Origin of the sequence: Marinobacter sp. CHS3-4 (genome assembly GCF_030053415.1) — a bacterium.
Classification (GTDB): domain Bacteria; phylum Pseudomonadota; class Gammaproteobacteria; order Pseudomonadales; family Oleiphilaceae; genus Marinobacter.
Window position 1 is genome coordinate 643,623 of record NZ_JASGBJ010000001.1, and the last position, 21,606, is coordinate 665,228.

The 21,606-nt window shown below is 55.4% G+C and carries 24 protein-coding genes; 18 read left to right on the forward strand and 6 right to left on the reverse strand.

The genetic code is table 11. From position 1 onward, the window contains the following. Positions 1–59: 59 nt before the first annotated feature. The 3 genes from trpE to rpe all read right to left on the reverse strand — a co-directional run bounded on the left by trpE (position 60) and on the right by rpe (position 3,138). Complete coding sequence (gene trpE / locus QLQ17_RS02940; protein WP_283208041.1) at positions 60–1,547, reverse strand: anthranilate synthase component I; 1,488 nt, start codon at positions 1,545–1,547, stop codon at positions 60–62. 218 nt (positions 1,548–1,765) lie between these two features. After that, positions 1,766–2,455, reverse strand: coding sequence for a phosphoglycolate phosphatase (locus QLQ17_RS02945; RefSeq protein ID WP_283208042.1), 690 nt, complete (start codon positions 2,453–2,455; stop codon positions 1,766–1,768). Beyond that, entirely contained in the window at positions 2,452–3,138 is a 687-nt protein-coding gene (gene rpe, locus QLQ17_RS02950; protein WP_283208043.1) for a ribulose-phosphate 3-epimerase, read from the reverse strand. The genes QLQ17_RS02945 and rpe overlap by 4 nt, the downstream gene beginning before the upstream one ends. Before the next feature lie 107 nt (positions 3,139–3,245). Between rpe and QLQ17_RS02955 the strand changes: the two genes are divergently transcribed. Next, entirely contained in the window at positions 3,246–4,202 is a 957-nt protein-coding gene (locus QLQ17_RS02955) for a DUF3530 family protein (RefSeq protein ID WP_283208044.1), read from the forward strand. Here QLQ17_RS02955 and QLQ17_RS02960 read toward each other — a convergent pair. Genes QLQ17_RS02960 through QLQ17_RS02970 form a run of 3 tightly spaced genes read right to left on the reverse strand, consistent with a single transcriptional unit; the run spans position 4,190 to position 6,665 of the window. After that, the gene (locus QLQ17_RS02960) at positions 4,190–4,945 is read right to left on the reverse strand and encodes a DnaJ domain-containing protein (RefSeq protein WP_283208045.1); all 756 of its coding nucleotides are present in this window, start codon (positions 4,943–4,945) and stop codon (positions 4,190–4,192) included. The genes QLQ17_RS02955 and QLQ17_RS02960 overlap by 13 nt on opposite strands. 2 nt (positions 4,946–4,947) lie before the next feature. Then, entirely contained in the window at positions 4,948–5,628 is a 681-nt protein-coding gene (gene murU / locus QLQ17_RS02965) for an N-acetylmuramate alpha-1-phosphate uridylyltransferase MurU (RefSeq protein ID WP_283208046.1), read from the reverse strand. After that, positions 5,625–6,665, reverse strand: coding sequence for an aminoglycoside phosphotransferase family protein (locus QLQ17_RS02970; protein WP_283208047.1), 1,041 nt, complete (start codon positions 6,663–6,665; stop codon positions 5,625–5,627). Before QLQ17_RS02970 ends, murU begins: the two co-directional genes overlap by 4 nt. Before the next feature lie 244 nt (positions 6,666–6,909). Between QLQ17_RS02970 and QLQ17_RS02975 the strand changes: the two genes are divergently transcribed. The 17 genes from QLQ17_RS02975 (at position 6,910) to QLQ17_RS03050 (ending at position 21,480) form a co-directional block, all read left to right on the forward strand. Further along, positions 6,910–9,240, forward strand: coding sequence for an LPS-assembly protein LptD (locus tag QLQ17_RS02975; protein WP_502867347.1), 2,331 nt, complete (start codon positions 6,910–6,912; stop codon positions 9,238–9,240). 64 nt (positions 9,241–9,304) lie between these two features. Then, complete coding sequence (locus QLQ17_RS02980) at positions 9,305–10,621, forward strand: peptidylprolyl isomerase (protein WP_283208048.1); 1,317 nt, start codon at positions 9,305–9,307, stop codon at positions 10,619–10,621. Further along, complete coding sequence (pdxA, locus tag QLQ17_RS02985) at positions 10,618–11,622, forward strand: 4-hydroxythreonine-4-phosphate dehydrogenase PdxA (protein ID WP_283208049.1); 1,005 nt, start codon at positions 10,618–10,620, stop codon at positions 11,620–11,622. The genes QLQ17_RS02980 and pdxA overlap by 4 nt, the downstream gene beginning before the upstream one ends. Then, positions 11,615–12,430, forward strand: coding sequence for a 16S rRNA (adenine(1518)-N(6)/adenine(1519)-N(6))-dimethyltransferase RsmA (gene rsmA / locus QLQ17_RS02990; protein ID WP_283208050.1), 816 nt, complete (start codon positions 11,615–11,617; stop codon positions 12,428–12,430). The genes pdxA and rsmA overlap by 8 nt, the downstream gene beginning before the upstream one ends. Then, entirely contained in the window at positions 12,423–13,226 is an 804-nt protein-coding gene (locus QLQ17_RS02995) for a symmetrical bis(5'-nucleosyl)-tetraphosphatase (protein WP_283208051.1), read from the forward strand. The genes rsmA and QLQ17_RS02995 overlap by 8 nt, the downstream gene beginning before the upstream one ends. Positions 13,227–13,302: 76 nt before the next feature. Further along, positions 13,303–13,635 (forward strand): DUF423 domain-containing protein, encoded by a 333-nt coding sequence (locus QLQ17_RS03000; RefSeq protein WP_283209041.1) that lies wholly within the window; start codon positions 13,303–13,305, stop codon positions 13,633–13,635. Between the two features lie 22 nt (positions 13,636–13,657). Further along, positions 13,658–13,858: a sulfur carrier protein ThiS gene (gene thiS, locus QLQ17_RS03005; protein WP_283208052.1), complete on the forward strand. Its 201-nt coding sequence runs from the start codon at positions 13,658–13,660 to the stop codon at positions 13,856–13,858. Positions 13,859–13,903: 45 nt separating this feature from the next. Continuing rightward, positions 13,904–14,713 (forward strand): thiazole synthase, encoded by an 810-nt coding sequence (locus tag QLQ17_RS03010; protein WP_283208053.1) that lies wholly within the window; start codon positions 13,904–13,906, stop codon positions 14,711–14,713. Positions 14,714–14,728: 15 nt separating this feature from the next. Beyond that, on the forward strand, positions 14,729–15,316 hold the full coding sequence (slmA, locus tag QLQ17_RS03015) for a nucleoid occlusion factor SlmA (RefSeq protein WP_283208054.1): 588 nt from the start codon (positions 14,729–14,731) through the stop codon (positions 15,314–15,316). Between the two features lie 181 nt (positions 15,317–15,497). After that, a complete protein-coding gene (locus QLQ17_RS03020; RefSeq protein ID WP_283208055.1) occupies positions 15,498–15,821 on the forward strand; it encodes a putative quinol monooxygenase in 324 nt (107 codons plus the stop codon). 98 nt (positions 15,822–15,919) lie between these two features. Continuing rightward, complete coding sequence (locus tag QLQ17_RS03025; protein WP_283208056.1) at positions 15,920–16,309, forward strand: GNAT family N-acetyltransferase; 390 nt, start codon at positions 15,920–15,922, stop codon at positions 16,307–16,309. Between the two features lie 123 nt (positions 16,310–16,432). Further along, positions 16,433–16,747 carry a hypothetical protein gene (locus tag QLQ17_RS03030; protein WP_283208057.1) on the forward strand — a complete coding sequence of 105 codons (315 nt, stop codon included), beginning with the start codon at positions 16,433–16,435 and terminating at the stop codon, positions 16,745–16,747. 481 nt (positions 16,748–17,228) lie between these two features. Beyond that, positions 17,229–17,813, forward strand: coding sequence for a class I SAM-dependent DNA methyltransferase (locus QLQ17_RS03035; RefSeq protein WP_283208058.1), 585 nt, complete (start codon positions 17,229–17,231; stop codon positions 17,811–17,813). A gap of 116 nt (positions 17,814–17,929) precedes the next feature. Then, positions 17,930–18,904 (forward strand): alpha/beta hydrolase, encoded by a 975-nt coding sequence (locus QLQ17_RS03040; protein WP_283208059.1) that lies wholly within the window; start codon positions 17,930–17,932, stop codon positions 18,902–18,904. Positions 18,905–19,030: 126 nt separating this feature from the next. Next, complete coding sequence (locus QLQ17_RS03045; protein WP_283208060.1) at positions 19,031–19,723, forward strand: hypothetical protein; 693 nt, start codon at positions 19,031–19,033, stop codon at positions 19,721–19,723. 561 nt (positions 19,724–20,284) lie between these two features. After that, on the forward strand, positions 20,285–20,890 hold the full coding sequence (locus QLQ17_RS17150; protein ID WP_502867348.1) for a DUF6151 family protein: 606 nt from the start codon (positions 20,285–20,287) through the stop codon (positions 20,888–20,890). Positions 20,891–21,027: 137 nt separating this feature from the next. Further along, a complete protein-coding gene (locus QLQ17_RS03050; RefSeq protein WP_283208061.1) occupies positions 21,028–21,480 on the forward strand; it encodes a hypothetical protein in 453 nt (150 codons plus the stop codon). The last annotated feature ends 126 nt before the right edge of the window (positions 21,481–21,606 follow it).

Sequence of the window (21,606 nt, forward strand, 5' to 3'; positions counted from 1 at the left end):
CACGACTCAGGAAGGGTCAGTCAGGAAGGTCACGGACTGTATTGTTTCCGGGCAATGCCTCAATGATCGAAATCGTTGTAGGTCATTGCAACCGCACGGAAAATCGCGCGGCCCTTATTCATGGTTTCTTTCCACTCGAGGCGAGGCACCGAATCGGCCACCACGCCGGCCCCTGCCTGAATGTGCAGGGTCTTGTCCTTGATCACGGCGGTTCGAATGGCAATGGCCGTGTCCATGTTGCCGTTGAACGACAGATAGCCCACAGCGCCGCCATACACCCCCCGCTTCACCGGCTCCAGTTCGTCGATGATTTCCATCGCGCGGATTTTCGGGGCGCCGCTCAGCGTGCCGGCCGGCAGTGTGGCCCGCAGTACGTCCAGGCAACTGGTGTTGTCTTTCAGTCGGCCGGTCACGTTGGAGACGATGTGCATCACATGGGAATAACGCTCCACAATCATCTTGTCGGTTAGCTTCACGGTGCCTGTTTCTGACACACGCCCGGCGTCATTCCGGCCCAGGTCGATCAGCATCAGGTGCTCGGCGATTTCCTTCGGGTCGGCCAGCAGTTCCTTCTCCAGCGCCTTGTCTTCGGAATCCGTGGCGCCGCGCTTGCGGGTGCCGGCGATCGGTCGAACCGTCACCTCGTCGTCTTCCACCCGCGCCAGAATTTCCGGCGATGACCCCACGATGTGGAAGTCCTCCAGGTTCAGGAAATACATGTAGGGCGAGGGATTCAGCACCCGCAGGGAGCGATACAGATTCAGCGGCGGTGCCTCGAACGGAATCGACATTCGCTGGGAGATCACTGTCTGCATGACGTCACCATCCAGCACGTACTCTTTGATCTTGCCGACCGCGGCCTCGAATTTGTCCTGGCTGAAACCGGACACGAAGTCGGTTTCGTCCACGGTTTTGCCGGACAGGTGCGACGGCGTTTGAGGTGCGTCGGAGGTCTGACGATGCAGCTTGGATTCCAGTTCATCGATGCGCTGTTGTGCCTTTTCGAACGCGCCCTCCCGGCTAGGGTCTGCGTGAACGATCAGGTGCAGCTTGCCTCGCAGGTTGTCGAATACCACGATCTCGTCTGACATCATCAGAAGAATGTCCGGCGTGCCGATCTTGTCCGGCGGGCAGGTGGGTTTTAGCCGTGGCTCGATGTAGCGAACCGTGTCATAGCCAAAGTAGCCCACCAGGCCGCCATTAAAACGGGGCAGCTCGTCCAGATCCGGTGCGTGGAACCGCGCCTGGTAGTCCTCAATGAACGAGAGTGGGTCATCGGCGGTGGTTTCCTCAACCACTTTGCCACCTCGGCTGATGGTGATTTTCTCGCCAAACACTTTCAGAACTTCAACGCTGGGCAAGCCGATGATGGAATACCGGCCCCACTTCTCGCCGCCCTGGACAGACTCAAACAGGTAGGAGTAGGGCCCGCTGGCAAGCTTGAGGTAAGTGCTCAGAGGTGTATCAAGGTCCGCCAGTACTTCGCGGTATACGGGGATGCGGTTAAAGCCGGCCTGTGCAAGCTCGGCGAATTGCTCGGGTGTCATGAAGCATTTTCCTGAAATCTGTTCTGCAAATTGGCATCGAAACGCGCCAAGGCGTCAGATGCCGTGATAGGGCGAGCTCAAGTGGTGCGCCATCGCCACCAGCGGGTCGCGCGGCTTGTAAGTACTCTGGAAAGTACCCCGCGGTCTGCAGTCAGATTCAGTCCCTGCATGGCAGGAATCTCCCGAATGAAAAGAATCAAAATCAACGTCCTGTGAGATTACAAAAGCTGTGTCAGCGAATCAACCGTGGCATCGGCTCGCAACGCATCGGCTGGTGCCCCGAAATTATAGCCGTACCTAACGGCCACGCAGGGGATGCTGGCGGCACGGGCGGCGGTGATATCCGCCGCAGAGTCTCCCACCATCACGGTGGTGCCTCGAGTGCCCCCAAGCGTCTCCATGGCGTGAATCAGCGGTGCCGGATCCGGTTTCTTGACGGGCAGGGTGTCGCCACCAACGCTGATCCGGAAATAGTGAGCAATGCCCATCTGTTCCATCAAGGGCGCGACGAATTGCTCCGGTTTGTTGGTCACCACGCCCAGCCGACAACCGTATTCAGTCAAGCGTTTCAGGCAGGGTTCGACACCCTCATAAAGCTTGGCGTGTTGACCATTCGCCTTTTCGTACGCGTAAAAAAAGAGGGACAGGGCATCATGGAACAGGGCGTCGTCCTTCGGGTTAACGGGGTCCCAGTCGGCTCTGCCAGCCAGTGCCCGCCGAACCAACACCGAGGCGCCGTTGCCGACCCAGTTCCGCACCTTGTCGACTCCGACTTTGCGGCGGCCAAGCTGCTCGAGCATGGTGTCGATGGCGGCCGCCAGGTCCGGCGCGCTGTCTACCAGGGTGCCGTCCAGATCGAACAGCGCGACCCCCGGCCAGCGAGGGTTAAACAGGCCTGCCAGACTCACTGAACGATGCTCTGACGCGCCAGTTCCAGTTCCGCCCGCATGCCGTCGATGGTGGCCTTGTAATCGTCCGTCTTGAAGATGGCAGACCCTGCTACAAAGGTGTCGGCGCCGGCTTCGGCAATCTCACGAATGTTGTCGGTTTTCACACCACCGTCAATTTCCAGCCGGATGTTGTAATTGCTGGCGTCGATGCGTTTGCGGGCTTCGCGCAGTTTGTCCAGAGTGCCGGGAATGAACTTCTGGCCGCCAAAGCCCGGGTTCACCGACATCAGCAGAATCATATCCAGCTTGTCCATCACGTGGTCCATGTGGTGCAGAGGTGTGGCCGGATTGAACACCAGCCCGGCCTTGCACCCACCGTCGCGAATCAGCTGCAGCGAGCGGTCGATGTGATTGGTGGCCTCAGGATGGAACGTAATGTAAGTGGCGCCGGCATCAATGAACATGCGGATCAGGTCGTCCACCGGCGACACCATCAGGTGTACGTCGATGGGTGCCGTGACACCATGCTTGCGCAGGGCTTCGCAAACCATGGGGCCAATGGTGAGGTTGGGCACGTAGTGATTGTCCATGACATCGAAATGAACCGTATCTGCACCGGCGGCCAGAACGTTGTCGACTTCCTCGCCAAGGCGGGCGAAGTCGGCGGACAGGATAGAGGGGGCAATCAGGTACGGATTCATGAACGGCTCTCTGTGCTCTCGGTTGCTATCGATGCGGGTGCTCGCTGGAAAGCTGCTAGTCTAACAGCTTGAGGGTCATTTTTCGCACATCAGCAAGAGAGATTCCGGTGAATTCATTGAACCCCATTGCGCCTCCTCCAACCGCCGCGCGGGTAGCAAAACAGGTGCTGACCTGCATTAGCCTGATGGCGCTGTTTATGAGCCAGCCCGTGTGGTCTCAGGAAGAGCAGAGCGAGAAACGCCTGATGGTCAGGACGGGAATGGACGCAGAAACCATTGCCGGTAACCGACCAGACAGCGCGGTATGGCTCAGCCGGGGTGATCAGGGTCGGGTCCTTGCCCTGTTTCAGCCAGAGCAGGACCCGCCTGCCAAAGGGGCGCTGGTCGTGCTGGCTGACGAGGGCGTTTCCGCTGCCTCCGGTCTGGCCGAGGCAATCAGGGCACCGCTGAGTAAGGCTGGTTGGGCAGTGATGACCCTGGGGCTGGAACCGCCGCCTTTCCCGGTGCAGCAGTGGCTGAACGGGCGGATGACGAAAGCATCGAAAGGCGAATCGGCGGATGCGTCTGATACGGAAGAGGAATCGTCAGTCATGATTGATGTCATGGATGAAGAATCGCCGGATCAATCACTGGCCGACTATCGTGACAGGGTGGAGTCGTCGATTACGGCCGCTGTCGATGCATTGGAAGAGCGGGAATATGACCGTATCGTGCTGGCGGGCATTGGCAGGGCGGCTGGCCCCGTCACTCGTCAGGCCAGGGCCGATGGTCGCCCGTCAGATCTGGTCTGGATCGCGCCCCAGTTCTACTCTGATGAATCAGAAGGTTTGGTTGAGCTGCTTCGTTCGGCGACAAATCCATCGGTGCTGGAGCTCTACAGCACGTTTCCCGGTGACAAAACCCTGGATCGTTCTGCTAATGAGCGGGCGGCGGCTTTAAAGCGGGCGGGCATTGATGGATATCAGCGTCAGCCTGTTGCCATGTCCCGGCGCCCGCAAGCACGTGAAGCCCATGCCATATCCAATCGGATTTCCGCCTGGCTGGGTTCCCGTCAGAGCGAATGACGCCGTTCGATCAACTCCCAGGCCTGCTGAATTTTCAGCAGCGTATCCTTGGCCCTGGTTAATTCTGTCGGGCTCAGATTTCTCTGGGCGAGTTTATCAGGATGGCACTCGGACACCCGTTTTCGATACGCCCGCTTCATGTCGGTGAGTGAATCCCTTCGAGTCACCCCGAGTATCTGCAGTGCCTGCTCGTAGGTGGTTGGTTTTGGATGGGACTCCGGTTGGGTAATCCATATTTTGCTGGCATAGCTATCGAGGATGTCATCGCTGATGCTAATGGGCAGCCCCATTTGGTCGATGGCATCTTCGCAACGGTAGCGGCGCTTTTTTGCGGGTCGGCCGAACAGCTGGGCCGCATGGCAGAGGCAAATGGCCACCCGCAGTGATGGCGACGGCCAGATCCGGTGCGACAGCTTAAGGCGAAGGGCTTTGGCGACGGGGATGGTCTCGGCGTTTTTGCCATTCTGAAAATGCTTGATGGCGACACGACGTTGCCGCTTGGACAGGTGCAACGCCTTCATCAGGGTTTCCGCAAACCCGATGTCTTTCTCTGTCACCCGGCCTTCGGATTTGGCAATGTAGCCCAGGAAGTAAAACAGGCTGCGGCGGCACCAACCCGGCAGGCGGGTACGAACCATGAGTTCACTGGCCTGATGGCCGCACGCGGACAGTTCCCCCAGCAGGCTGGCGAATTCGGCTTCCATGCGCCCGGGCAGGGCGGTATCTGGCGCGCTATCGGACATGGTCAGGCTTGTTCCCCGGTCAGCAAGGTATCAAGTTGTCTCAGTCTTTCCGGCGTGCCAATGTCCATCCACCGGCCGCTGAAATGAAGCCCGCGCACCCGCTGATCCGCAATCGCCGTTTTCAGAATCGGTGCCAGTTTCATGGAGCCAGGAGGCAGCGAGTCGAACAGGCGTCGGTGCAGCAGGCTGATGCCGCTGAACGTCAGTGGGTTCTCGCCCGTTAGGGCAACCTGCCCGTCTGGCTCAAGGCAGAAATCGCCGCTGGGATTGTGTCCGGGGTTATCCGTGAGCACCAGCAGGGCGTCTGCATCCTGCGGAGGTGCGAGCGTTGCCAGATCCAGGTCGCACCAGATATCGCCATTGATCACCAGAAACCAGTCGTCGGCGTCTTCGGTCAGCAAGGGCAGGGCCTTCTGGATGCCACCGGCGGTCTCCAGAGGCTCGCCTTCCGGTGAATAGTCGATGGACACACCGAAACGGCGGCCATTCCCCAGGGCCTCTTCGATCTGTTTTCCCAGCCATGCGTGATTAATCACGATGTCGTGATAGCCCGCCTGCTTCAGCCGCTCAAGGTGGTGTTCGATCAGTGGACGACCACCGGCGGACAGTAACGGTTTTGGGGTTGTCAGAGTCAGCGGCCGCATGCGTTCGCCTTTGCCTGCCGCAAGAATCATGGCCTTCACGGCTGACGAGTCTCCACTGTGCCTATGGTGGTCTCGATCGCCGGCAGTACCCGGTCTGTCAGCCATTCATGGAAATGCCGGAGCGCGGGTTGCCGGGCGCTGGCACGCACCAGATAGCAGACGGTGCGGGGGATGTCTTTCAGATACCCCGGCTTGCCGTCGCGAATGTCGAGGCGGGCGAAAATGCCAGCTGCTTTCAGATGACGTTGCATGCCCATCAGTTCGAACCACTGATGGAAGGTGTCCGGATCCGAGTTGTGCAGGCCGGCCTTCTGACTTTGCAGGCGGAAGGTCTCTTTCCACTGGGCGATCGTCTCGGGGGGCCACTTGATGTAGCAATCCTTGAGCAGGGATACCAGGTCGTAGGTGATCGGGCCAGTGACCGCGTCCTGGAAATCAATCACGCCGGGGCGATTCGTGCCGTCGCGTACCAGCAGATTGCGGGAATGGTAATCCCGGTGAACAGTCACCGTCGGCTGAGCAAGCGCGCTCTCCCGGAGAAAGGCAAAAGTGGTTTCCAGCAGCGCCCGTTCGCTGTTGTCCAGGTTCAACCCCAGCTTTTGGGTGAGCAGCCAGTCTGGAAACAGTGCCATTTCGCGATCCAGCAGTGCCTGATCGTAGGGTGGTAAAGGGTAATCAGTCGGCGGGCTGGTTCGCTGAATGGCCACCAGTTCTTCCAGGGCGCCAGTGTAAAGTGACTCGGCGTTCGACGCATCCAGCGCACCCAGCATCAGGTTGTCGCCGAAGTCTTCCAGCAACAGAAACCCCTGTTCAAGGTCCTCATGGACAATCTCCGGCACGGCAATGCCCTGGTTGCGCCAATGGTGGGCAATGGCGACAAACGGTTTGCAGTTTTCATGCTCCGGCGGCGCATCCATGACAATAAAGGGCTGATGTTCTGCCGATGGCTCTGCAGAACCCATCACCCGGAAGTAACGCCGAAAACTGGCGTCGCCGGACACAGGCACGGGGTCGGCGTGTGCAAAACCGGGGAACTGTCTCACCCAGTCGGTGAGTATGCGAAGGCGATTGTCCATGGGTTTGGCAAAGTTCTTGGAAAGTTCCTGGAATGGAACCAAAAGTTAGCAGATTTGAAGTCAGAGGGTACAACGGTTTCCGTTAACAAGGCCATAGCCGCCGTGTAAACTAGCGGCCTATCGAAAACTCCATTCAGCACAGGACCTCCGTATCGTGCCAGTCCGGTCAAGGAAGCTGCACAGTCTGACACCTCGCAGTCGCACTGAATGGTTGTCGGCAGCAATGCCCCCCCGAGTCTGGGTTATGGGTGTCGTACTGGTGGTTGCGCCGGTTGTGCAGTCTCAGGCATCGGAAGAACCTTCCTCCACCGATGCGCCCACAGCTGCTGAAATGGATTGGCGACCAAAATCCGAGCTGCCGGATGACGTAGCGCAATCCCTGCCGGATTTCTGTCGCGGCGGTTATCTCCCCTCGGATCTTGATGCTGGGGCAGCAAGCCAGGCCGGCCCCGATGGCCAGTTGCCATTGAACGCCAGTGCTCTGGAAGCCCGTTACCAGATGAACGCCGAACTTTACCTGCGCGGCGACGTACGGATTCAGCAAGGCCCCTTTGCGTTGACGGGATCCGAAGCCCGCTACAACCAGGCATCCGGGCAGGTGGCCATCGAAGGCCCGTTTACCAGCCGGGGCGACGGGTTTTTGTTGACCGGTGAGCAGGCTGACTACAACGCCGGTACCGGCGACCTGGATATACGGACCGCTTCCTTTTTGCTGCACAGCGCCGAGATGCGAGGTACCGCCGGTACCCTGGCCAAAAACTCGGATAACCAGGTGTTCATTGGCCAGGGCAGGTTGACCACCTGTGCGCCCAACCAGAACGACTGGTCAATTGTGGCGTCGGACATCGAGCTGGATCAGGCCGAGGGCGTGGGTACAGCGAAGCACGTGCGCTTGCAGGTGAAAGATGTGCCAGTGTTCTACTGGCCCTATGCCAGTTTCCCGATTGACGAGCGTCGTAAAACCGGTTTCCTCTACCCGTCTTTTGGTTCCTCCAGTGCGGGCAGCGGTGGCTTTCTGGCGGTGCCTTACTATTTCAACCTGGCACCTGAATACGATGCCACACTGACACCCCAGTTCATCTATGGGCGCGGTCTGTTCACCGAAGTAGAGGGCCGGTATCTGAGTGAGCTGGGTCAGTCTGATCTACAGATTGGTTATGCCGGCAACGATCGTGACTATGCCGACAATGAACCCGGCGAAGACGGTGAACGCTGGGGGCTGGACTTCACCACCCGCGCCACCTTCACTGAACGCTGGTATGGGTATGGGGATTTTTCGGCGGTCAGTGACAACGACTACTTGAGCGACCTGAATCGCAGCCTGGACATCAATCAGGCAACCCATCTGCGTCGCCGCGGCGGCGTTCGCTACCAGGACGATGCCCAGTATTTCGAGGTCTATGCCAGCGGTTACCAGACCATCAGCGATTTTATCGCTGAGGAAGACCGACCTTACGGCCAATTGCCCACCGTGCTCTATTCGGGCGAGACAGGCGTGGGCCCGGTGACTCTGGGGCTGGAAAGCCAGTACACCTTCTTCTACCGCGATAACCCTGACCTCACCGGGCTGGATCAGGCCAATGGCCATCGGGCGCGGGCAATACCGGAATTGGCACTGCCGCTGCGTTCGCTCTGGGGGTACCTGCGGCCCTCGGTAGCGCTGGATTACACCCGCTATAACCTGGATGACTTTGGCCTGGGCGATTCAAGAATCGAGCGCACCGTGCCTGTGGCAGAACTCGACACCGGGCTGTATTTTGACCGCCGGTCCGAGCTGTTTGAGGTGCCCTATAACCAGACGCTCGAGCCGCGCCTGTATTACGCCTGGGCTGACGCCGACGCCGATCAGCAACTGATACCCGATTTCGACACTGCACTGCGTTCTTTCAGTTTCGACGACCTGTTCCGCCGAAACCGGTTTTCCGGTGGCGACCGTGTCGGCGATGCCAATCGATTGACCATCGCTCTGACTAGCCGTTTCAACGACCTGCTGACCGGCCAGGAGCGGGCAAGGTTCAGCCTGGGTCAGGTGCATCACTTCGACGAACGGGAAGTGTCTCTAGAGGGGCAGGGCGCATCGGACGAACGTAATTCACCGCTGGCCGGTGAAGTGGTGCTGCGGCCGGTGGCGGGGCTGGAGATTCGAAGCTCCGGCCTATGGGAACCGGACACCAGAAAAACTGAAGAAGGCCGCAGCCAATTGCTGTTTCACTCCGAGGATTACCAGTACCTGGCCAGCATCGGCCACACCTATCGACGAAACGAATTCGAACAGTCGGATATAAGCGGCGTTGTGCCTGTCACAGACCGTGTTAGTCTGATCGGCCGCTGGGCCTATGACTCGCAGCTCGACCGCACGGTAGGGTCGCTGGCAGGATTGGAATACAATAACTGCTGCTGGAGCGTGCAGCTGGTACACCAGAATTATCTGACCGACGAGGAAGAACTGGAGCCCCGGGTGTTGTTCCAGATCGAGCTGAAAGGCCTGGGTGGCAGTGGTGGTTCTTCACGGCAGATTTCAGAGGCCATTGTTGGCTTCGACGAGCGGGAACGGCGCCGTTTTGGTGGGCGCTGAAATCCGTTTCAGATTCTCAAGGCGAGGCACCTGAAGCCCGCCGGATTTCCAGACAGAGGTGACTATGAGGGCGAACTTTCGCCAGTGTGCAAAAGCCATTGTGGTTTTGATGGCAGTGATAATGTCGGGCGCCGCCCAGGCGGAACGGAAACTGCTGGATCAGGTTGTGGCCGTGGTCAACGAATCGGTGATTCTGCAATCTGAACTGGATGCCCGGATCAATACCATCATTGGTCGGTTGCAGTCCCAGGGTACCAATCTACCGCCCCGGTCGGTGTTGGAAGAACGGGTTCTGGACCAGCTGATTACCGAATCCATCCAGCTGCAGATGGCAGACCGTGCCGGTATGCGGATCAGTGATAACGAACTGAACGAAACCATTGCCAACATCGCCAGCCGCAACAACATGACCCTGGCTCAGTTTGAAAACCAGCTGGCGGCAGAGGGCGTGAGCTACGCCGAGGCGCGTGAGCAGATCCGCAACGAAATGCTGACCGGCCGTGTACAGCAGCGCCAGGTTGGCCAGCGGGTTCGGGTAACCGAACGTGAGGTGGACAACTACCTGCAAGCCACAGAAGGCCAGGGCCGCACCAATGCCGAATACGAACTGGCCCATATTCTGATCCAGGTGGACAACCCCAACGACAATGAAGAGGCCGAGCTGGCCCGTGCACGCATCGAAGACCTGCGCCAACAGATTGTTGACGGACGGGACTTCCGGTCTGTCGCAGTGGCCGAATCCGATGCCAGCAACGCTCTGGACGGTGGCAACATGGGCTGGCGCTCTGAAGGCCAGTTACCCTCACTGGTCGCAGATGTGGTGCCGGAACTTGCCGTGGGAGAAGTATCTCCGGTGCTGGAAAATAGCAGCGGTTTCCATCTGGTTACTGTTCTGGACAAGCGCGGTGGTGAAGCCAGTCAGGTGATCGAGCAGAACAAGGTTCGCCACATTCTGGTTCGCCCCACAGAAGCGGTGTCAGACGCGGGAGCTGAAACCAAGATCCGGGCGCTTTACAAGCGGCTCAAGGAAGGTGCGTCTTTCGCGGCCCTGGCAAAAGGCGAGTCCGACGACCCGGTATCCGGTTCCGACGGCGGCAACCTGGGCTGGGTCAGCCCCGGTCAGATGGTGCCAGAGTTTGAGGACGCGATGATGAACGCCAGCGTTGGCGAATTGGTCGGCCCTTTCCGCTCACAGTTTGGTTGGCACATCCTGCAGGTTCAGGATCGTCGTCAGCAGGACATCAGCGCCGAAGTGGAGCGTGGCGAAGCCCGTCAGGCTATTTTCCGCCGCAAGTTCGATATCGAGCTGCAAAACTGGTTGCGTGAAATCCGTGACGAAGCCTTCGTTGAATTCAAGACCGAAGACGCCAGCACGTCATGAACGAGCCGGTGACCCTAGCACTGACCGCCGGCGAGCCGGCCGGCATCGGTCCGGAGCTGTGTCTTCAGCTTGCCACCGAAGACCGTCGTGCGGGCCTCGTGGTGGTCGCCAGCAAACCTCTGCTGGAAGCCCGCAACCAGCAGTTGGCTTTGGGCATCACGTTGGCGGACTGGTCCCCTGGGAACAAGGCGCTGACCGAGGCCGGAAGCCTGTCGGTGTATCACGTTGACGGCCTGGCCTCGACGGATGCTGGCAAGCTCGACACGGCGAACAGCGCCTATGTTCTCGACACCCTGCGGGTTGCGACCCAGGGCTGCCTGGACGGCCTGTTTGACGGCATGGTGACGGCCCCTGTTCACAAGGGCGTGATCAACGACGCGGGTATTGAGTTCAGCGGCCATACGGAATTCCTCCAGGCCATGTGTGGCGTTGAGCGAGTGGTCATGATGCTGGCCACCGAAGAGCTTCGGGTGGCGCTGGTGACCACGCATCTGCCTCTCAAAGACGTATCAGCGGCCATCACTCCCGAGCGCCTGACACAGGTCACCCGTATTCTGCACAAGGATCTGCAACAGTTCTTCGGCATCGAACAACCGCGCATCCTGGTCGCCGGGCTAAACCCCCATGCCGGCGAAGGCGGCCACCTGGGGCGTGAAGAGCTGGACGTGATCGAACCCACTCTGGAGCGGTTGCGCAACGAAGGCATGACCCTGACCGGGCCATTGCCGGCGGATACCCTGTTTACCCCTCATTGGCTGGATAACGCCGACGCTGCACTGGCCATGTACCATGATCAGGGGTTGCCGGTGCTGAAATTTCAGGGCTTCGGTCGCGCGGTCAACATTACGCTGGGCCTGCCCATTGTCAGAACGTCAGTGGATCATGGCACGGCACTGGATCTTGCCGGAACCGGCACCGCCGATGTGGGCAGCTTGAGGCAGGCAGTTATTGAAGGCGAGCGTATGGCCGCCACCCGTAAAAAGCGAGTCGCAAGTGAGTAATAAACCCGGCCACCAGGCCAGAAAACGATTTGGCCAGAATTTCCTTCACGATCCCGGCGTTATTGAGCGGATCGTTCGCGCCATCAACCCCGGGCCCGACGATGCGCTGGTGGAAATTGGCCCCGGGCTGGGCGCGCTGACGGAAGAAATGCTGGCCGTGAATGATCACCTGCAGGTGGTGGAACTGGACCGGGATCTGATCCCCGTGCTGCGAACCAAGTTCTTCAACTATCCGGATTTTCGCATTCACGAAGCGGATGCCCTTAAGTTCGACTTTGGCCAACTGGTCGAGAACGGCAAGCGACTTCGTATTATCGGCAATTTGCCCTACAACATTTCCACGCCGCTGATCTTTCATCTTCTGGGCCATTCGGGCGTGGTGAAAGACATGCACTTCATGCTGCAGAAAGAGGTGGTGCAAAGGCTGGCCGCCGTGCCCGGCGACAACAACTACGGGCGGCTGGGAATCATGGCCCAGTATTTCTGCAAAGTGCAGCCATTGTTTGAAGTGGGCCCCGGTGCTTTCAAGCCGGCACCGAAAGTGGATTCTGCCATTGTGCGGATGGTGCCGCACGAAACGCTGCCGCACCCGGCGAAAGACTATAAACTGTTGCAGGCAGTGGTTCGTACAGCCTTCAGCGCCCGTCGAAAAACCCTGCGCAAAGCGCTGGCCAGCCTGGTGACGGTGGAACAGCTTAACAGCGTGGGCATCAACGATGGATTGCGCCCGGAAAACCTGAGCCTTGCAGATTACGTTGCCATTGCAGATTTGCTGGCAGACGCAACGAACGAGGAAAGTAATGACTGACTACGCCATTGGAGACATTCAGGGCTGCTATGACCGGCTTCAGGGTGTCCTTGCCAAGGCGGATTTCTCGCCCTCCCGAGACCGGCTCTGGGTGGCCGGAGACCTCATCAATCGAGGGCCGGAATCGCTGAAGTCGCTGCGCTATATTGAAAGCCTGGGCAGTTCTTCCGTGGTGGTACTGGGTAATCACGATCTGCACCTGCTGGCGGTGGCCAGAGGCGGTCATGCCCTGAAAAAGAAAGATACTCTGCGCGACATCCTGGACGCGCCGGATCATCAACACCTGCTCGACTGGCTGTGCCAGCAGAATCTGATGGTGCACGACGCGGATCGCAATTTTGTGATGGTGCATGCCGGGCTGCCCCATATCTGGGGGGTGGAGCAGGCAATGGGATACGCGCGGGAAGTAGAATCTGCGCTGCGCGGTCCGGACGCCACCCGCTATTTCGAAGCCATGTATGGCAACAAGCCGGAACGTTGGAACGAAAGCCTTGATGGCATGGACCGACTTCGGGTGATCACCAACTACTTAACCCGCATGCGGTTTATCGCGGAAGATGGAACGTTGGAATTTGATTCCAAGGAATCGGCAGAGGACTCCCCGGAAGGGTTTGCTCCCTGGTTCCGTTACCATCGTGATGACGATATTCGCGTGTTGTTTGGCCATTGGGCCGCGCTGGAAGGCAAAACCGACAGTGAGCGATACATCGGCCTGGATACCGGCTGCGTGTGGGGCGGCAAACTGACCATGATGAACCTGGACACCGAAGAGACCATTCACTGTGACTGCGCCTGAGCGAATCCGATTGTCTTTCCCGCAAGTTCAGCGCTGGCCGCTGGTGTCCGGCGCGGTGTTTGCGTTGGCAGCGGTAATGGCAGGGGCCTTTGGGGCTCACGGTCTTCGCGGTGTTGTCAGTGAGCGGGGTCTTGAAGTTTTCCAGACTGCCGTCACCTATCAAATGTATCACTCACTTGCGTTGATTCTGGTGTCTCTACTGTCCGGGACCGCCCTGAATGTCAGGTTGCTGAACATCAGCGCCGGTTTTTTTACCGCAGGTATTCTGCTGTTCAGCGGCAGCCTCTACCTGCTGGTGCTAACATCCATGACCTGGCCCGGCCCGGTAACGCCTCTTGGCGGCGTCTGCCTGATGGTGGGTTGGGCACTGGTGATTGCGGCTGGAGTTAAGCGCGCTCACCGATCTTGAGTATATTTTGATAGGAACCGACATGCAGATTCAGGTAAACGGCGAACCGATGGAGCTGAACGACGGTGCCACCGTGTCTGATCTGATTCAGCGGATGGCACTGGAAGGCAAGCGCCTGGCGGTGGAAGTGAACGAGGACATCGTGCCGCGCAGTGAGCATCCGCAATTCACATTCAGCGAGGGCGACCGGGTAGAGGTCGTTCACGCGATTGGCGGCGGTTGAAGACCCCCCCACCGTCGACTTTTCAAAGACTGGCAAGGTAAAAGCATGAGCGAACATCCTGAGCGAGCGCTTCCGGAAGACAAGCCCCTGACAATTGCAGGGACAACCTATCAGTCACGACTGCTGGTGGGCACCGGTAAGTACCGTGATCTTTCGGAAACCGGCCACGCGATAGAAGCCAGTGGCGCTGAAATCGTCACCTTTGCCGTACGCCGGACCAATCTCGGCCAGAATCCGGACGAACCCAGCCTGCTGGACGTGGTGTCACCAGCCAAATACACCATGTTGCCCAATACGGCCGGGTGCTACACCGCCAAAGACGCCATCCGTACCTGTAAACTGGCGCGGGAACTGTTGGACGGCCACAACCTGGTGAAGCTGGAAGTGCTTGGTGAGGAGAAAACCCTCTACCCGAACATGACGGAAACCCTGGTGGCCGCGGAAGCGCTGATCAAAGACGGTTTCGACGTCATGGTGTACTGCTCTGACGACCCATTGTTGGCGAAACGTCTGGAAGAAATGGGTTGCCTGGCCATCATGCCGCTGGGCGCGCCCATTGGTTCCGGCCTTGGTATCCAGAACCGCTACAACATCCGTCTGATTGTGGAAAACGCCAACGTGCCGGTGCTGGTCGATGCCGGGGTTGGCACTGCGTCTGATGCCACTCTGGCGATGGAGCTAGGCTGTGACGGCGTATTGATGAATACCGCCATTGCCCAGGCCCAGGACCCTATCCGGATGGCAAAAGCCATGCGCCTGGCAATCGAGTCGGGCCGCGATGCTTACCTGGCGGGTCGGATGCCGAAGAAGCTATACGCCAGTGCGTCATCGCCCATCGATGGCACCTTCTTCTAAAGGTTACCTCTGACCATGAGCGAGCAAGCCCCAAGTCGTCGCGAAGCCATCCTTCATGCTCTGCTGGAAATGCTGGAGCAGGATCCGGGTGCGCGTATCACGACGGCAGGGCTGGCGAAATCGGTTGGGGTGACAGAAGCGGCGCTATACCGGCATTTTCCCAGCAAACGGAAGATGTTCGAAGCGTTGATCGAGTTTGCCGAAGAAGCCGTGTTTACCCGTTGCCAGACCATCCTGCAGGAACAGGACGACGCCCAGGTTCGGCTGCGGCAGGTGGCGCATCTGGTACTGATCTTTGCCGAGCGCAATCCGGGCCTTTGCACCGTGCTGACTGGCGATGCCCTGATGGGTGAGAACGACGCCCTGCGCCAGCGGGCGTCTCACTTTTTTGAGCGCCTGGAAACCGAGATCCGCCAGATCATCAAGGAAGGCGAATTGCGCCAGGGCCTGAAATTCCAGAGCACCGCCATTCGCGGGGCAGACTGGGTGATGGTATGCATCGAAGGGCGCATCCAGCGTTTTGTTCGCTCTTCCTTTCAGCGCAAACCATCGAACGATTTTGAAGACGTCTGGTCTGTCATCGCCCAGGGCGTCTGGGCCTGAGTTCTCTGGTGCGGTATTCACGCCGAACTTGTAGTTTCCACGTCTTAAGCGGTTCTGAGTAACCTCTGTTAGCTGTTTAAGATGTCCGGATTTCAACTGAAGCAGGTTTGGACGGGGTCGCGTCGTTGCGGTTTAATAAGAATTCTCGCTAATAAGCCGTTAGCACTCAGGAAAGAAGTGGATGTTTATCGTAGTGTATGAGTTTGAAATAAAGGACGGTACCGAGGCTTCGTTTCGTGAAGCCTGGCTTGGAGTCACCAAAGCCATTTATGAGCATTGCGGTAGTCTTGGTTCAAGGCTTCATACCTCGGACAGGCCAAATATCTTGGTTGGCTATGCTCAGTGGCCCAATCGAGAGCAATGGGAAAAAGATCATCAATTAGCCGATGAAAGGTACCAAAAAGCACGCAATGAAATGCGGAGTTGCCTAGTCCGGTCAACAACAATTTATAAACTGGAAGTCAGCGACGATTATCTGCAGCCAAATTTGGCTTCGAACTGCTAACAAGTCACGGAAGGCGGACACGTGAGACGCGCTGCTTTGCTCAGCGTTCCGTGGAAGCAAAAGCTCTTCGCCACCGGTCTGCATAGGGTTCCCACGGCATGAAATTTTCGGAGTTTAGCGAGTCTGATCGACAGGAAATCGAGGTCTTGTTTACCCGCTCGTTCTCTGATTCAGAGGGTGAGTCCGAGGGAAAGCTGATCGGGCATTTGGTGCATGAGCTGATTAGCAGCACCGAAACCGATGGCATGCGCGGGTTCATCGCTACCGAGCAAGGACAGATAGCCGGCTGTATCTTTTTCACCTATGGTGATCCGAACTACTATTCAAAAGTCGGTTTCGAATACGTATCTCAAGAGATTGCGGAAGCGCCGTTCAAACTAGCCCATCCAGAGGGCTGGCTGGGACAGTCGTTTGATGGAGGTTCTCTTGAGCTCCCACTGGGACGGGCTTGTTGCGTTGAGGCATTCAATGATCCTCAGTATTGGTAGACCTGTTTATCGGACCGGGAACCACGTAACAAGGCAATTGAATTCGTTCCGGCCTTCGGCCTTCACTGGACGCCCTTGTCAGGGCGTCCCTGTTGGCAACGTTATGCGTCAAGGTGACGACGAATGCTCGAATTAGCACTGTTTGCTGCTCTGTTCTTCATCTTGTTAGCTGTCATAGCGTCGTATCTGCTAAAGGCGGCCATCAATAAGCATGGCATTGCTGAATCGAGCGTTGAAAGGACAACATTAATCGCAATCGGAATGCCGCCCATCTCATCTGTCAAAGCTAAATTCATACTCCCAGGTGCGGTTCTGCCTGGACAAGAGAAGCTGGGAACTGCCGGCAAGGCCTACCTAGCGGTGATCAGGGTGTCCTTTTTCCTCGCGGTGTTATCTATCGTTGTCGGTACCGTATTTGAGTTTGGAGTGAATGCATAACAGTCTGTTTAAGTCGTTCGCTATCGCTCACTGGGATGCTTCGCCGCATTGCGGTTTGCGCCCTTTAACAAGGCGTTTTGCCTTACATGGATGATGAGATGTGAAGAAAATTTGGTTATTGCCTCTAGCGTGCGCTCTGGTTGCGGGGTGCGGCAGCAAAGCTGTTTATGACAACATGCAGCGAAACAATCGCCAAGAATGCGCTAGTGTTCCTCCTGCCCAATATGAGGAGTGCATCGAGCATTCCAGTAAGTCCTATGAAGAGTACGAGAAGGATCGAAAAGCCTTGCTTGAGGCTGATTAATGGGTCGCACTATGCAATTCACTGTAGTCAGGTGCCCGAAGTTTAGTGCGGCTGGCATAGCAGGGCCAGACATGGCGATGGCTTCTCCTAATCCCTTGTCGCTTCGCCTACACTCCGCACCTGCGCATGCTGGCTGGCGTTAGGCAAAAATTCGATAGACGAGAGAATCATTCTAGAATGAGTGGAAGTTGGGATGAATACGCAGCTGGGTGGGATAGCAATGAAGCCGTCATTGCTTATGCCGATAATGCATACTTTGCCTTGAAAAATACTGTAGAGATAGAGGGGTGTCGCATTTTTGATTTTGGTTGCGGCACAGGCTTACTTACCGAAAGGTTGTCCAGCGCAGCAAGCTCAGTGGTGGCTCTTGACCCTTCGCAAAAGATGATTTCAGTACTCGAAAATAAGCGCCTGGAAAATGTTGCGGTAATCGCATCAGAGCTAGACCAAAACCTGATCGATGATAATAGTCTATTGTCACCAAAATTTGATCTTGTCGTGGCTTCCTCAGCACTGGCCTTTGTGCCCGATTACGCAAAAGCGTTAAAGCTTTTGAAACAACTGCTTACCAAAGGTGGTTGCTTGGTGCAGTGGGATTGGCTCAAAGAAGAGGGCGATGAAGGATATGGATTCACAGAGAAACAGATAAAAGCGGCACTGATGGACGCTGGGTTTGCAGAGTGTTCCACATCGGTTCCCTTTGCTCTACGAAGTGACGGTAGCGCGCTGGATGTACTAATGGGTGTTGCCAGAAATGCCTAACCAATGCAGGCATAGCGATGCCCATTACATTGCGCCTTCGGCTCCATTCCATGGGCGCGGATGCTGCAGGCGTTAGGCTGCTTTATTTTCTGTCATTATTTCTTAGTAGATTTTACATGAATAGGATTTCTATTTTCTTATTTAGCTTTTTCTTTGCCTTACCGATTAGCTATGCGGAAGAAATAGTTTTCCGACACAATCAAAATAGTTTATCTGGCCATTACCTCGGAGCAACTAACGGCAAACCAGCAAAAGCGGTATTGCTATTTGTGCATGGGGATGGTGCTACGTCTTACGACGCGAAAGGGTACTACAGCCATATCTGGGAGCCTTTAAGGAAACATGGTTATGCCATTTTCAGCTGGGATAAACCCAATGTTGGCAATTCCACAGGAAACTGGTTGGAGCAGTCTATGGCTGATCGCCAATCTGAGGTTCTAACAGCAATCAATTATATTCAAAACAAATACAACTTTGCGTCTGAAAACACAGGGCTTTTTGGCTTTAGTCAAGCTGGGTGGGCATTACCTGCTCTGGCAAATAAAAATTCGAAAGTAGGTTTTGTTATAGGCATAGGCTTTTCTAAAAATTGGGTTGAACAAGGCCGGTATTATACAAAGATTCGCCACGAACTAGCCGGAAAAAATCAAAAGCAAATTTCCTCAGAATTAAATAAATATGCTAAGGAAGTTTCATTTTTTAAAAGTGCTCCATCATATAATGAGTATTTGCAATATTCTGGGGAAGTTGCCATGATAAAAGAGCGCTATCAATTCGTGTTGAAGAACTTCATGTCTGATGCAACTCATGACTACGGAAAAATCAACGTACCTAGTCTATTTTTGTGGGGTGAGAAAGATCTAAGTGTAAATGCCAAGAACGAATTTAAATGGTGGCAAGTTCATGGTAGTAAATTGGTGACGCCAAAATTGATATCCAATGCCAGTCACTCAATGCTAAATGCTGATTCATTTTCAGAGCAAGACTTCGGCTATAAAGAATGGATTAAACTTATGTGGCTAGAGCAGGATGCTTTTGCAAAAGACTTTTTACCAACCATTTTAACTTGGTTGGAAAAACGAAAGTTATAAATTGTTAACCAGCAGCCTGAAAAGTTGCTTAAACGGACGCAAAAAGTTGGCTTGCGCTCGTTCTTCAATAATTTTAGTCAACCATTTGACGCCGCTTAGCAAGGCGTTACATATTAGGGGCCAAATATGAGGTTTTTTATTTTTTTGATGTTTTTCCCCATGCTCGCTTATTCAGAGGCGGGGGATAAGAATAGCTTTTTAGCTGCCTGGGAGAATCATCAAAGAGATAGTGAATCAGTTAAAGAGTTTCGGAAATTATCTAACAATAAATACCATATAAATTTCGAAAACCTTCCATATGAGGGTGATTTGATCCTTCTCACCTATGATGTGGATGAAATCCCTTATGGCCCTAAAGGCTCAAGGTTCACCAAGACGGGGTATGTTGAGGTTGATATTCCAGATGCCATGGATGAGTTAATGCAGAAATATAGCAGGACTTATTACAAGTGGGCACAAAACAACACTCTCTATTTCGATTCCAATTCTAAGACCTGGGTAGATGCTCAGGAGTATGCATCATCCCTCGGGGAGGATAGTACCTCCATCGGTGATAAGCTATTCGTGACGATATACGAATATTGGAGTTACGCTCTAATAGCAATAATCTTGTATTTTTTATGGTCTACAATAATTAACAATAAACGTTCCAAAGAGGCTATTGAGAAGCAGGAGAAGGCTTTAGAAGAGTCTCTAAAACTGAGTGAAGAGTCGATAAGGCAGCAAAAACAGTCGGTTGCGGAAAGCATTGAGCTCCATAAAGAAACAAACCGAGTTTTATCAAAGATTCTGGAACACGTTGAGAAGAAGTCAATGTAACTTAGGCGTTATGTGGTTTTTGATTGGGAGTTAGGATGACTGACCAATTTGATCGAGCAAAACAGAAGCTTTTGAGCACGGATTATCCTCAGTGGCGGAATCTTCTATCGTGCGGAGCTCTCCTCTTAATTGTCACGGGAACGGCTTCTTCTTGGTTTTACACCTACTACACATCTCCCGGCGCTGCATGTCACAAGGGGGTTCTTTATCTCTCGTACGCGTGGTTGTTTGTGCAATGGGTGGTAATTGGCTATCTCTACAAGTCTAGAAATACTCCCGCCTTTGCCCGTGATGGGATTAAGGTTCTGATATTATTGGCCAATGTCTGGTTTGGGCTGTTCCTGTTTTCGCTGCAGCCTTGTGCCTAGTTGGGCTGGCACATAACCGGTTCATTAAAGTCGTGACGGCCCAATGGGCTTACATCGGAAGCCCTAATCGGGCGCCGTGTATGCAGACGTTAAGGCGCTAGGGCGTTGGGTCTGGCAATTTCGGAGAAAACATTTGCTGTCCTTGGCCGTCTGGATCAATGTGTACCATTGATCGGGGAGACGAGGGATTCAAATGGCTGATCTCGAGATTGCCTGTGTATGTGGGCAGGTGAAGGGGGTCTTTCGCAACACCGGGCCAGGGTATGGATCGAGGGTTATCTGTTATTGCCGCGACTGCCAAGCAGCGGCACACCACTTGGGGCATCCTGAAGCGCTGGACGAATGTGGCGGAACCGATCTATTCATAACGACACCGGAGCGCATGGCGCTTCAATCAGGCGCCGATAAATTGGGATGTTTCCGTTTTAGCCCGAACGGCCCGAGGCGCTGGTATACAACCTGTTGTAACACTCACATTGGCAATAGCCCGCAGGACGCAGCTACGCCATTTATCTCACTCAACCTGGCCTGTGCTACTCCGGGTACTCGAGCAGTTGTAGGTCATTCTACTCGTGGCATGATGGTTCGCGATGCGCGTAACGAGCCGAACGTGCCTCGGAGGATCGCGGGTATGTCCCGGAAGTTGTTGTTTGAGGTCGTGCTACGCACTTTACTTGCTACGCTGCGCGGTAAACGCGGTACTACACCATTTGTTCGAGACGGAGAGCCCGTGGCAGAAGCAGTAATGCTTAGCCGCGAGGTCCGCGCCGAGGCGTTAGCAAGTGCTGGTTTCAAATGAATTTGAATGCCAGAGTTGGTTCATTGGGTTCATGTCTTCAATGCTTTCCGTCAAAGTATGCGCAGGTTTTTTGGAGGCAGTGCAATTGACGCCCAACAAATCACTGCAGGTGATTCAGGCGTTATGCATAGAGGAATATGAGAGCACTTGTCGAGATCGTTATCAAAGTATTTGCTGCTTACCTGGTCTTTAGCACTGTGGGAGACTATGTCCCTCTCGCTTTTGTTGCGGAGGCGTGGAGTGGGCCAAATTCACCACACATTGGATATTTGGCAGCAGGCCTCTTGGTGCCTATGGGTATTGGCATTATTTTATGGTTTAGTGCTTCGAAAATTTCCAAGAACGCTTTTTCTAACGAAACATCAGGACCGGTAATTCCTGAGAGTGGAATTGTAGCCGCAGGAGTGTTTTTGATCGGTGTTTATTGGCTCGTCCGCTCTATCAGTGTTTTGGTCACTCAGCTTAGTGCTCAGACGCAGATAGATTATGGCTGGTGTGTGGTTTTGGCGTTCTCTGTCGGCCTGATTCTCGGTAACAACATATTAGCCAAGGTGTTCCGAAAACTTCGCACTATGGGAACCAATGCATAACCAACCGCGTAAGTACGTTCCCGGCCCGAAGGCCGTCCACCGGAACAGTTATCTGGCGTGGTGCGCCTCCAAAACGGCCGCGTAATATTGGCGTTATACCTCAAAACAGACTCACCTACTGACATC